Source organism: Acinetobacter guerrae, from assembly GCF_009372255.1.
Lineage (GTDB): Bacteria > Pseudomonadota > Gammaproteobacteria > Pseudomonadales > Moraxellaceae > Acinetobacter > Acinetobacter guerrae.
This window is the reverse complement of sequence record NZ_LXGN01000007.1, coordinates 56,645-69,517: the sequence shown is the minus strand read 5'-3', so window position 1 is coordinate 69,517 and position 12,873 is coordinate 56,645. Positions and strand designations below refer to the sequence as shown.

Genomic DNA, 12,873 nt, shown 5'->3' with positions numbered 1-12,873 from the left:
AGCTGAAGATATTTTTCAATCGTTATTGTCGATTAATAAACAATTTTGCCTCAGTTTTTTTCACAGAATGATCAGAAAAAAGTTTTATCTTTTGGTTAAATGACCAATCGAAACAACAACATTGAAAATGTATGATCTGTTACACCGTATAGCGTTTACTTAATCCCCAATCGGCCAAAATACGACGATAAGTTGTAGAAGAACGATCCGCTTCAAAATGTGCTTCCATGGTTAAATCGAGAGGTAATTCCTCAGGTTTTTGCGCTTCAACCATCTCTTGATCTTCTGCAAAAATTTGTTCATTAAAGTCATAAACAGCCTGTAAATCTCCCGTCGTATCAAAATTACGCGTAAGCGGTACAAATAAACGAGTTTGGTTATGTGAAACTGGGCAGCAGGCATTTAAGATTTTTAAAATTCCATCATTCGGAAAATGCACGGTCAATATTGCAGAAAACGGTGGATATACATCAAATACACGTTTCCATAAAAAATCTTGAGGTGCCAGATGTTGCAGACCATGAGGATAATTACTGACATCGCTCACATATTCAGTATGTAAACCATAATCAGTTTTTATAGTGGAGTATTTAGGCACAACTGGGTTTTCACGACTCGCAAACGCTTCATTATGCACCCATGCAAAATGTGCAACATCAATAAATCCTTCAAGTTGGCGTCCACTTGAGCCCGCGATATCGACAAATGGCGGCAAAATAGCTTGATGTGTTGCATCTTCCCACGTATCAAGTACTGGAAAATTAGCAGATTCGACATGGCGGTTTTGAATACTGGTCCAGATCAAACCATATTTTTGTACAACTGGAAATTTAGTTAAGCGAAAACGATCTGAAATTTTGGTTAATTCTGGTTGAGCTGGAATTTTTGTGCATTTTCCTTCTGCGTTATAACGTAAGCCATGATAGGGACACACAATTTCCTCACCTTCAACCCAACCTTTTGTAAGAGGCACGCCGCGATGTGGACAGATATCGCGCACCAGATGAATATCACCTGATTCGGTTTTATATAATGCCATTTTAACATCTAGCAATGTAACCTGTTGCGGCTGAATCGAAACATCCTCAATCCGAGCCACTGGATACCAATGCTGAGAAAGAATTTGCCAATCCTGATCTTCGAATTGGCTATAACAAGGTTTATTGATCAAATTAATGACTGGGATTGCATTCATGGCTGCGCCTCGTACTTTATTTTGATGAGATAGATCGGATTAAATGCAGTATTGAATGTATGATGTATATTGTCTATTAGAATGATTTGTATAATCTGTTCTAAAAAATAGAATAGTTGTTGGCGCGATTGATTATGCAGGGGGTGAGAATGATCGATGTTCCTTTTTCTCGGTTTGCTGAATATTTTTTGGTGGTTGCCGAAACTGAAAATTTACATAAAGCGGCCGAGCAGCTCTTTATTTCTGTTTCAGCCGTTCATCGTCAAATCACACTCGCTGAGGAGCAATTGGGCATTGCGCTATTTGAGCGTTTACCCAATGGACTTAAATTAACACTGGCGGGTGAATTACTATATTCAGACTTATTGCGCTGGAAAAAAGAATTCAATCAAACACGGATACGTTTTGATGAGATACAAGGATTAAAGCGAGGATCTGTTGAATTGGGATTAATTTCTGCCCTGAGTGAAGGTTTTGTAATTGGTACTTTGGCAGATTTACAGCAGCAATATCCGTGGATTACGTTTAATATTCATACACATGAAAGTAAGGTGATTATTCAAAAAATTATCAATACAGAAATTGATTTTGGCTTGATTTTAGATCCTTTGATACATGCGCAACTTGAAGTTTTATCGTTTATAGAAATTCCAATCGGCTTTGTGATGAGTCCAAAGCATAAGCTTGCGACTCATGCAAAACTCACTCTTGCTGATACATTTGAAAGTCGCCATATTATTGCAGATGCACCCTTGATCATTCATGAACGAGTCATCGCAATGTACAAAAAACAGCATATTGTGCCCATACATCAAACCCTGACCAATGATATCCGACTCATGATTTCAATGTTAAAAAGAAATATGGGGGTTGCGATTCTGAGCTATTTAGATGTTTATACTGCCGTTGAGAATAAAGAATTGGTTTTTATTCCGATTTGTGAAAAAGCAATTCAACCACTAACTTTAGCGCTATGTGCAGGGCAACGCCGTCAACTTTCCAGAATTTCCCAAATTTTGATACAACAATTGAGCAGGAATATGGAACAGTTAAAAATTTCTCCACATGACAAAAAATAGCGTGCAAATATTTTCCAGACAGCCAAATCAGACTCTATCTACCGAGCTTTTCATCAATTGAAATCACAATGATTAAACTTAGTTATAAATAATAAATTTTAAAAACTCAGTTGGACTGAAGACCTTTTAGCAGTGAAAAATAAGGTGTTTCTATGGCAATGTCGGAGGGTAAAGTCAAACTCATCAATCGATTTACTTCATCTTGACTAATCCCTAAATTGATAAACATGCTTTCCATTACCAGATTTAAATAATCCTGACCCACTGTTTCCGTTAAAATAGTTTCCATAGAGTAATAGGCAGAACCCAGAAAAATATCACGCGATACCCGATAATCTTTGATCGTAATTAAAGCCAAGTCATCGGCTTTTTTTAAGTCTCGAGTGAGATAGAGTGAAATATTTCTACCACGAATAGTAAATTTGGGACCTATGCTGGTAATTAATTGTCCCCAGATGGGATAGCGAATCGCAGAACGTAAATATAATTTAGTAGCCAACATTATTCGCTCAACGGGATGGTCATATTGCAAAATAATAGGTTCAATAATGTCCAGTACCTCGTCACTCATCTGCATGGCAATTTCAGTGAGCAAATCATTTGTCGAAGTAAAGTAATTATAAAAAGTACCTCGAGATACACCAGCATGTTTGACAAAATCATCAATCAATAAATTTTGCTCGGCAGGCGCTTGGCAATATAGATCAAGCGATGAAAGCATCAAATGATTTTTCATTTTTTGCTTTTTTTCTAAACCGACTCTGCTTCGGTGGTCCAATTTTTCCTCTTTAGAAGCTTTATGCTATCTCATTGAAATCTTAACTATATTATCTAAATTTTGGTCTAAATCCAAAAGTAATCTTCATTTGCCTTATGCAAAAATATAAATATTTAAAAATCAAAAACATAATTTGATCACTTTTAAACTGATCAAAAAATGATTGACAACATCTTTTTTTAGGTTAAATATGACAATATGTCATAATGACAAAATGTCAATTTAATAAAAAAGGGAATAGAAGCATGAAGCTTATCCGATTTGGTACTCAAGGAAATGAAAAGCCAGGGATATTAGACAACAAAGGCATAATCCGCGATGTTTCATCACTGATTCCAGACTGGAGTCCAGAATGGCTAAGCAATGAAAAACTTGCCCTTGTGAAACAGCTCGATTTGGATATTTTCCCAATCGTAGATACAGCGCAAAGGCTTGGTACGCCTGTGACTGGTGTACGTCAATTTATTGCGATTGGGCTGAATTATGGTGAGCATGCTCGAGAGGCAGGTCTAGAATTCCCTGCTGAACCTGTTGTGTTTCTCAAAGCTATTACTTCTCTAAGTGGTCCAAATGACAACGTGGTTTTGCCGCCAAACTCAACGGCAACAGATTGGGAACTCGAACTCGGTTTTGTGATGAGCAAAATTGCTCAGAATGTATCCGAAGCAGACGCTTTGGATTATGTCGCAGGTTACTGTCTGGCTAATGATGTTTCTGAGCGTCATTGGCAGTTACAACGTAATGGGCAATGGGGCAAGGGTAAAAGCTTTGACACCTTTGGTCCTATTGGACCGTGGTTAGTGACGCGTGATGAATTAACAGATCCACAAAATGTTCAATTTTCATTAAAAGTCAACGATGAACTCATGCAGTCTGCCCATACCAGCGACATGATTTTCTCTGTGGCGAAAATTATTGCCTATGTCAGTCAATTTATGACGCTTTTACCGGGTGATGTGGTGATTACAGGAACACCAGCGGGTGTAGGTGGTGGAATGAAGCCAGCGCGCTTCCTTAAAAAAGGTGATGTTGTGACACTGGACAGTGATCTGCTAGGTCAGCAAAAACAAGTGATTGTGTAATGTAAAAACACCCGCTTGTTTTCTTTATGGATGAAAGAAATAAACAACATTAGGACAATGTTATGAATAATAAAAGACAAGATCAGCTTGCGGTGCACTCTATCTGCGAGTTCATAATCAGCGTTCCAGATCTACAGAAGGCTTATGACTTTTTTAATGCTTTCGGTTTGCAAGTCAAACGATCAACGGCGGGACATCTTGAACTCTATACTTATGGAGATACCCATCGGTGGGCGCGTATTTATCAGGCTGGTGATAAAAAACAATTGAAATGGTTATCTTTTGGCGTCTATGCCGAAGATTTTGATGCAATGCAACAGCACATCGCGGCAAAGAATATCCAGACCATAACAGCATTGGACGATCATGCCGAGCAATCGTTTTGGATTCGAGGGCCAGATAATCTTGCTTTACAGATTATGGTGGCAGATAAAGTTTCGCCTAGCCACAAATCTCAAGCCATTTATCCATCAACGGAGTCAAGAGCTGGACGTGCGCCAAATCGAAATTCAATTACTCAAGTTCATCCTGGATACCTATCTCATCTTTCCATTTTTACGGTAGATGTTGAAGCCACGGTGGATTTTTATGTTGATGTATTAGGTCTGCGTATTTCTGATCAGTCACGTGGCATTGTGGCATTTTTACATGGTGCTCATGGTAGTGATCATCATCTACTTGCCATTGCAAAATCCAATGGTGGTGGTTTACATCATTCGAGCTGGAATGTAGATCGGATTGATGATGTTGGACTAGGGAAACAGCAAATGGAGCAGGCGGGTTACGATCAAGGGTGGGGGCTTGGACGTCATGTTCTGGGTTCAAATTATTTCCATTATGTTCGCGATCCTTGGGGAAGTTATGCCGAATATTCGCATGACATCGATTTTGTCGCACATGATCATGATTGGCCTGCTGCGAACCATCCTGTTGAAGACTCGATGTTTGTATGGGGGCCAAACCCTCCAAAGGATTTTATTACTAACTACGAAACCATTTAATTAAAAGGAATTTAATCATGGTAGCTCAGCAAACAGATGTGATTGTTGTCGGTTTTGGACCTGTCAGTGCAGTTTTGGCATTAAATCTGGCACGAAAAGGCCATCAGGTTCAGATTTTTGAACGCTGGACAGAGCGTTATCCATTACCACGTGCCATTTGTATCGACCACGAAATGCGTCGTATGTTATTGACACTTGGTTTGGAGCAACAACTGCAAGCGATTATTCAGCCAGGTGAAACTTATCAATGGGTCAATGCTGACTGGAAAGAACTCATTACCTTCGATTGGGCACGTGAGTCGATTTCAGGCGGTGCGGAAGTAAATTTTATTCATCAACCCAGCTTTGAAAGATTAGTTGAAAATGAATTAAAAAAATATCCAAATGTCGATGTTCGTCTTGGTTATGAAGTTCTAAAAATAGAACAAGATGCACAGCAAGCCAAAGTAATGGCTAGAAATCTGGCAACAGAACAAACCGATTTATTTTCTGCAAGTTTTGTGGTTGGTGCCGATGGTGCAAATAGTATTGTACGGCAGTCGATTGATGCTAACTGGTTTGATAAAGGTTTTCAGGCAGATTGGTTAGTCGTAGATATTATTCCAAATGAAAATATCCGAAATAACATTCCCGTCGAAGCCACACAATATTGTAATCCTGAACGACCAACTACGATTGCTCCTGCGGGAATTTTTGAAGGTCAATATTTGAGAAGATGGGAATTTATGCGTTTACCGCATGAGTCAGTGGCCGATCTTGAAAATGAAGAAAAGGTGTGGGAACTGCTAAAGCCGTGGGTTACTTCAGAACAGGCCACCTTGATTCGCTTCAAATTATATAACTTTAAATCTCTTATTTCACAAAAATGGCGGCAAGATCGAATCCTGATTGCAGGGGATGCAGCACATGTGATGCCACCCTTTATGGGACAAGGAATGTGCGCAGGTTTTCGTGATGCGCTAAATTTATCATGGAAAATCTCAGGTGTATTAAGTGGTCAATATAATGATGAGATCTTGGAAAGTTATTTTGAAGAACGTAGTCCACACGTCAATGATGTGATTGAGCTATCGATGTTCTTGGGTAAAGTGATTTGTGTATCTGACCCAACCGAAGCACAGCAACGAGATCAGGCATTTTTTGATGGGATTGTACCGCCACCACCAAATTTTCCTGATTTGACCCAAGGAATTTTGGCAAAAAATCCAAAATTTAACCCGCAGCAAATTGCAGGTCAGTTGTCTCCACACAGCATTTTACAATGTGGCGCCGTTCAGAAAAGATTGGATGATTTGATTTCAGGACAATTTGCATTATTGACTCTGAATCAGACTATAGCGCTTTCATCATCAGACCAATTACAAACCCTTTCATTGCAGGATGAACAATCCAAAGATATTCAGCAGGTGATCACGCAATTTATGCAGCAGCATCAAATTCAAGCCATGCTGGTTCGCCCAGATTTCTACATCTTTGGTGCGGTTGAACAAGCTGAAGATGCACAGCAATTGATTGAGTATTTTGAGGCATATATGCAGCAATACAGCTCGACACATGCAACTGCTATAGCTTAGTGAGACAAACAAAATGAGTAAAATATATCAAAATGCCGCAGCAGCTTTGGATGGTGTGATAAAGGATGATTTGACTATTGCAGTAGGAGGATTTGGATTATGTGGTATCCCAGATCAACTAATTACTGCGGTTAGAGAGAGTGGTGTCAAAGATTTGACCTGTATTTCCAATAATGCGGGATTGGATGATTATGGGCTTGGGATGTTGTTAAAAACTCGCCAGATTAAAAAAATGATTGCGTCTTATATTGGTGATAACCAAGAGTTTGAGCGTCAATTACTCACAGGTGAGTTAGATGTAGAGTTGACACCACAAGGCACATTAGCAGAAAAACTTCGTGCTGCGGGGGCTGGTATTCCTGCGTTCTATACACGTACAGGTGTAGGTACGGTGATTGCAGAGCAGAAAGAAATTCGTGAATTTAATGGTCAGGAATATTTATTGGAACAATCTTTTCAGGTCGATGTGGCGCTGGTGAAAGCTTACAAGGCAGACAAAGCAGGTAATTTGGTTTTTAGAAAAACGGCCCGTAATTTTAATCCAGACTGTGCAGTCGCAGGAAAAACGACAATTGTTGAAGTTGAACAACTGGTCGAGATTGGCGAAATAGACCCAGATGATGTGCATTTACCCGGTATTTATGTACAGAGAATTATCCATGTTCCCAACCCTGTAAAACGGATGGAGCAAGTGAAACTCAAACAACAGGCGGGAGCATAAAATGGGCTGGTCAAGATTTGAAATGGCGCAACGCGCTGCACAAGAGTTGCAAGATGGCTTCTATGTCAATTTAGGAATTGGTTTACCTACATTGGTGGCAAACTACATTCCAGAAGATTCACAAATTTGGTTGCAGTCAGAAAATGGTCTATTGGGCATGGGTGAATTTCCAACGGAGGAAACGGTGGATGTCGACCTCATCAATGCAGGCAAGCAAACAGTCACTGCAATTCCGGGTGCTTCCTTTTTTGAAAGTTCTGCTTCTTTCGCCATGATTCGTGGGGGAAATATAGATGTGGCGATTTTGGGTGCGATGGAAGTATCAGAACAGGGAGATTTGGCAAACTGGATGGTACCTGGTCAAAAAGTCAAAGGCATTGGTGGTGCAATGGATTTGGTTGCAGGGGTTAAAAAAGTCGTTGTTCTTATGGAGCATGTTGCTAAATCAGGAAAACCTAAACTATTGAAACACTGTCAATTGCCACTGACTGGTAAGAAAGTGGTGCAACGGATTATTAGTGATTTAGGTGTGATTGATATTACCCCACATGGTTTTAAATTGGTCGAACTGGCTAAAGATGTCTCGATCAAGCAGATTCAGGACGCAACTGGCGCAGACTTAATCATTGAATCAAATTAAGCAATTAGTCAGTCTTTCATGTATTAAAAACAAAAAATTGCTGGCTTCAATCTAATAGCAGGATAGGACATCTTGCAGGTTGAGTCATGCCAAAAAAAGGATGTATCTCATGTTAAAAACAACATTAAATGTAGTATGTGGTTTCATATTGTCAGTAGCCAGTAGTCAGGTTTTTGCACTGGAAAATGGTGCTGATTCGGCAGCATTGGGCGCAGAAGGTAATATGGCTGGTAATTTGCCCCCAGCAGGGGTTTATTTGCTAACCTATTTTCAGGATTATAGTGCAAATAAAATGGTAGATCGCCATGCAGATTCCACTGTTCCAAATTTTGATTTGGATGTTAATGCATTGGTACTACGAGTAGTGTGGATGACGGATAAAACCTTTTTAGGTGGTCAGCTTGGGTTTTATGGTATCCAGCCTATGATAAGTATGCGTTTAAATGTAGCAGGTTTATCGGATAGTGATAAAGGATTGGCTGATTTTGTTTTTGCCCCATTATTGGCGTGGCATCAGGGTAATCATCATTGGGGTGTTGCTCTGGAAAACGTTGTACCGAGCGGAGATTATGATAAAAATCATTTAGCCAATATTGGTAAAAATTACTATACAGGGCGACCAATGTTCGCTTATAGCTATATCAATCATTATGTGGATATTTCCACTAAATTTTCCTATAGCATCAATGGCAAAAATGATGATACTGATTATCGCTCAGGGGATTATGCCGCTGTTGATTATAATATTGGGTATCATATTTCTCCAGCTTTAACCGTGGGTGTGCAAGGTTATGCCTTAAAGCAAACGACTGCGGATAAAGTAAATTCTGTCAAAATTGAAGATAATAAAGCACAAGTGATCGCTTATGGGCCTGCAATAGCTTATCACCCATCTCGACAATGGTTTTTGGAAGGGAAATATTTGATTGAAGATCAAGTAGAAAATCGAGCCAAAGGGCATAATATCGGATTGAAATTTGTGTGGAGTTTTTAGGTCTTTGATATAGATTCCATCTAGTTTAGATTACTCAATTTTGTTTATTTTAATGTTACTCCGATCAACCATGTTCCAGATTAAAATATCGCCTTTAATCTGGACGTGATATTTGATAATTTAATTGTACATAATTCAAGCAAGGTTATTTGTAACATGCTAGCGACTTGAATTAAATCACAATGAAATTTCCCGTAATCTTATAAAAATTTTTAAATTATATTAAAGGGTTAATCCGCATTTAATAATTTAAAATAATGTTTAATCCATTGTTTTTATATGGAATTTTAATCAATATTCTCAATCCTAAGGTAATATTTAATAGTTTTATATCATGATAAATTTCAAATAATAGTTCGATTAATATTTAAAAATAATAAAGATATATCAAACATTTATAAGAAATTAACAAAGATGCTATAAAATTTCAATAAATTGCATATGTAAATGCTAATTATTATCATTATCTTATTCTTGCTGCTATATGCAGTAGGTCGTTAAAGAAAAATCATAAAGTTAATTTAAGTGATGACCAGAAATGGCTGCTTATTTTACTCTATTTTAGAGGATATACTCAGATGAAAGAGCTTGCCAATCGTTTGGCGATGCAACATCTCGTCAATGCCTATACTCAGGAAACTGATAAAGGGCATTTACTCGAAAACTTTCAACAAAACTCTCCCCAACAAGCGTTTAGCCAAGGCTTGACCTTACTTGTTATTCCAGTTGAAAGTTTAAATGCTCAAATACTGGTCGCTTTATCTTATGTTAGTCGAGTGGGTCGACATCGACTGGCAGCATTGCCAAAGTTATGGATTAATCATCAATTTCGTGATTTAAGTATGGTGGCTATTGCCACCATTTTATTGGAAGAATTAATTTTAAATGAAACCAATAAATTAGATGCGGCATCACTTATCGAGCGATGGATACAAAGTCGTGATGCCTTGCAGCAGTTTTTAAACCATCGATCACAGAACTTAGATGCTTTAATTGATGCAGAACAAAACTTCATCGAGTCTGAACAAGCTTTGTTGTTGGGACACAGTATGCATCCAGCCCCTAAAAGCCGTACAGGTTTTATCCATGAAGACTGGCATAAATTTTCGCCTGAATATCAGGGTAAAACGCCACTTCATTTCTGGTTGGTTCATCCAGATTCAATTGCTGAAGGGAGTGCAGAAGGGCAACTGATCTCTAGTCAGCTTAAAGATTATTTGAAATGGCAAATGTCTGAAGCGGATATACGTCTTTTAGAAAATTATGCTCACTATAAATTATTGCCTTTACACCCTTGGCAGGCACGATATCTACAAAGCAAGAAATGGTACAGTCAGCTTAAGCAAAAAACGAGATTGATTGATCTTGGCTTACAAGGTGTAGATTTTTATCCAACTACTTCTGTTCGAACATTAGCCAGTTTTTCATCGCCATGGATGCTTAAACCATCATTGTCTGTGATGATTACTAATTCAATTCGGGTCAATCTGGCCAAAGAATGCCATCGTGGAGAATTGACGCATCGGTTATGGCATAGCGTTTTAGGCAAACAAATTCTAAAAAATTGTCCCACCCTTAAAGCGGTGAATGATCCTGCATGGATTGCGCTGAGACTGGATGATGAAATCATTAATGAAAGTATTTGTATTTTTAGAGACCAGCCTTTTAACCGCAATGATCAGATTACGTGTATAGCGTCGTTGTGTCAGGATCATCCAGCTAAACCGCTGAATCGTTTTAATGCTTTATTTGACAAAATCAGTCAGCAACATCCGTCATTTACCCATCAACAAATTGCAATGAATTGGTTTCATGACTTTTTAGAAATTAGCCTAAAACCATTGATGTATCTCTACCATGAATATGGCATGGCCTTTGAGTCACATCAGCAAAATGTTTTGGTTGAACTTGAAAACTTTAAACCAAAAAATATCTGGTTACGTGATAATCAGGGATTTTATTATATCGAGGAATTGGCAGAGAAAGTTCTTCACCAGTTTCCCGAACTCAATGAAAAAGCGCATGCAGTTGGACCACAAAGCTTTGTGGATGAGCGTTTTAGTTATTATTTCTTTGGCAATACCTTGTTTGGGTTGATTAATGCGATTGCTGCAACGGGCTATGTGTCTGAAGATGATTTACTCGAATATCTGCAAAAAACCTTAATCGCATTATTAGAGCAATATCCACAAAGTTCGTTAATAAAAAGTTTGTTGTACAAAGAAAGTCTGCCTTATAAGGGAAATCTGCTGACTCGGTTGCATGAACTAGACGAATTAATTGCGCCTGTTGAGCATCAATCTGTTTATGTTGAATTACCGAATCCACTGATGATCAAACAAGAGGATTTACTCTATGCTTGATTTCATTGGTATCGGCTTAGGCCCTTTTAATTTAAGTTTAGCCAGTTTGCTGCAAGACAAAACTAAACTTAACTATTTATTTTTTGAGCAAAAAGATTGTTTTGACTGGCATGCAGGCATGCAGTTACCCAACACCATGTTGCAAGTGCCTTTCATGGCAGATTTGGTGTCGATGGTTGATCCTACCAGTCCTTATAGCTTTTTAAATTATTTAAAACATCAGCAACGGCTTTATAAGTTTTATTTTCTTGAGCAATCACATATTCCAAGAAAAGAATATAATCAGTATTGTCAATGGGTTGCGGCGCAACTAAATAATATCCAGTATCAGTCTCAAGTTCTGGAAATCGAAGCGCTTGCCTCAGGTTTTCAGGTGACTGTTGAGCAGCATGGCGTTAAACAGCACTATCGCTGTAAGCAACTCGTGCTTGGAACAGGTCATGTTCCTCACTTACCGGCTTGCTTATCAGCCATTGCTGAAATTCGTCCTGAACAATGCTTACATTCGGCGCATTATCTTTTTAAAAATAAAGCAGATTTGAATGGCAATGTGGTGGTCTTAGGTTCTGGACAGTCTGCGGCTGAAGTATTTCTGGATTTATTTGAGCTGCAAAATAATCGGCCAGATCAAGATATTGAATTGCATTGGTTTACCCGTTCCAGTGGTTTTTTTCCAATGGAATATGCACCGTTGGGTCTGGAGCATTTCAGTCCAGATTATCTGCAACATTTTTATCAACTCGATGAAAAAGTGAAGAGCAGTCAATTGGCTCAACAAGCTCTGCTTTATAAAGGCATTAGTGCCAAAACCATTCGTGAGATTTATCACAAACTCTATCAGCGCAGCATTTCTGGACAGGCTCTTGCGACTCATTTGCATAGTTGCTGTGAGTTAATGGATGCAACTCTTTTACAGAATGAGCAAGTCCGTTTACATTTTGTACATAAGACCACTCAGCAGGCTTTTTATCTGGATGCCGACAGTGTGATTGCAGCAACAGGTTATCGCACACCTCAGTTGAGCTTTATGGAAAAAATTTCTCCTTTGATTGAACGAGATTTGAAACATCGCTGGCAGATTACTCAGGATTACCAGCTTGTACATTCAGCCAAGGGAAATATTTTTGTGCAAAATCTGGAAATGCATAGTCATGGTGTGGGAACACCTGACTTGGGCTTGGGTGCTTATCGTGCCGCAGTCATTGCCAATCAACTTGCAAGCGAAACGATTTATGAGTTGGGAGATCAGCCGCAAACTTTCCAACATTTTCACTTAAATCAAAATCCAAATATTCAATTTACCCCCTCTGTTACAAACACGGTTGAGACTTGTCAGGACAAATCAGATCACAGAGGAGTGGAGGTGAGTCAGTATCATCGCCCCATAAACCATCTGCTGCATCTTCAAAGAAATAAATCCAAGCTGAAACAAGTCTTGTCCCATGT

The 12,873-nt window shown here is 38.8% G+C and carries 10 protein-coding genes and 1 pseudogene; 9 read left to right on the top strand and 2 right to left on the bottom strand.

The window, feature by feature from the left end:
* Positions 1-139: 139 nt before the first annotated feature.
* Entirely contained in the window at positions 140-1,195 is a 1,056-nt protein-coding gene (locus tag A7A69_RS05865; RefSeq protein ID WP_151980945.1) for an aromatic ring-hydroxylating oxygenase subunit alpha, read from the bottom strand.
* Positions 1,196-1,347: 152 nt separating this feature from the next.
* Here A7A69_RS05865 and A7A69_RS05860 point away from each other — a divergent pair, with 152 nt between their 5' ends.
* Positions 1,348-2,274 carry a LysR substrate-binding domain-containing protein gene (locus A7A69_RS05860; RefSeq protein ID WP_187349188.1) on the top strand — a complete coding sequence of 309 codons (927 nt, stop codon included), beginning with the start codon at positions 1,348-1,350 and terminating at the stop codon, positions 2,272-2,274.
* Positions 2,275-2,380: 106 nt separating this feature from the next.
* On the opposite strand, the gene A7A69_RS05855 is transcribed toward A7A69_RS05860, so the two are convergent.
* A complete protein-coding gene (locus A7A69_RS05855) occupies positions 2,381-3,010 on the bottom strand; it encodes a TetR/AcrR family transcriptional regulator (RefSeq protein WP_152876580.1) in 630 nt (209 codons plus the stop codon).
* Between the two features lie 287 nt (positions 3,011-3,297).
* Here A7A69_RS05855 and A7A69_RS05850 point away from each other — a divergent pair, with 287 nt between their 5' ends.
* From A7A69_RS05850 to A7A69_RS05815, 8 genes and pseudogenes are all read left to right on the top strand, one after another.
* Positions 3,298-4,134: a fumarylacetoacetate hydrolase family protein gene (locus A7A69_RS05850; RefSeq protein ID WP_152876579.1), complete on the top strand. Its 837-nt coding sequence runs from the start codon at positions 3,298-3,300 to the stop codon at positions 4,132-4,134.
* A 62-nt stretch (positions 4,135-4,196) separates the two neighbouring features.
* On the top strand, positions 4,197-5,135 hold the full coding sequence (locus A7A69_RS05845) for a VOC family protein (RefSeq protein ID WP_152876578.1): 939 nt from the start codon (positions 4,197-4,199) through the stop codon (positions 5,133-5,135).
* A 17-nt stretch (positions 5,136-5,152) separates the two neighbouring features.
* Complete coding sequence (locus A7A69_RS05840) at positions 5,153-6,709, top strand: bifunctional 3-(3-hydroxy-phenyl)propionate/3-hydroxycinnamic acid hydroxylase (RefSeq protein ID WP_152876577.1); 1,557 nt, start codon at positions 5,153-5,155, stop codon at positions 6,707-6,709.
* A 13-nt stretch (positions 6,710-6,722) separates the two neighbouring features.
* Positions 6,723-7,430 (top strand): CoA transferase subunit A, encoded by a 708-nt coding sequence (locus tag A7A69_RS05835; RefSeq protein ID WP_152876576.1) that lies wholly within the window; start codon positions 6,723-6,725, stop codon positions 7,428-7,430.
* Between the two features lies 1 nt (position 7,431).
* Positions 7,432-8,070, top strand: a complete 639-nt coding sequence (locus A7A69_RS05830; protein ID WP_152876575.1) for a CoA transferase subunit B — start codon at positions 7,432-7,434, stop codon at positions 8,068-8,070.
* Between the two features lie 109 nt (positions 8,071-8,179).
* Positions 8,180-9,064, top strand: a complete 885-nt coding sequence (locus tag A7A69_RS05825; protein ID WP_152876574.1) for a SphA family protein — start codon at positions 8,180-8,182, stop codon at positions 9,062-9,064.
* Positions 9,065-9,642: 578 nt separating this feature from the next.
* Positions 9,643-11,427, top strand: a complete 1,785-nt coding sequence (locus tag A7A69_RS05820) for an IucA/IucC family protein (RefSeq protein WP_152876573.1) — start codon at positions 9,643-9,645, stop codon at positions 11,425-11,427.
* Positions 11,420-12,721: pseudogene (locus A7A69_RS05815) on the top strand (lysine N(6)-hydroxylase/L-ornithine N(5)-oxygenase family protein); the annotation flags it as partial. The gene A7A69_RS05820 and the pseudogene A7A69_RS05815, both read left to right, overlap by 8 nt.
* Positions 12,722-12,873: the final 152 nt, after the last annotated feature.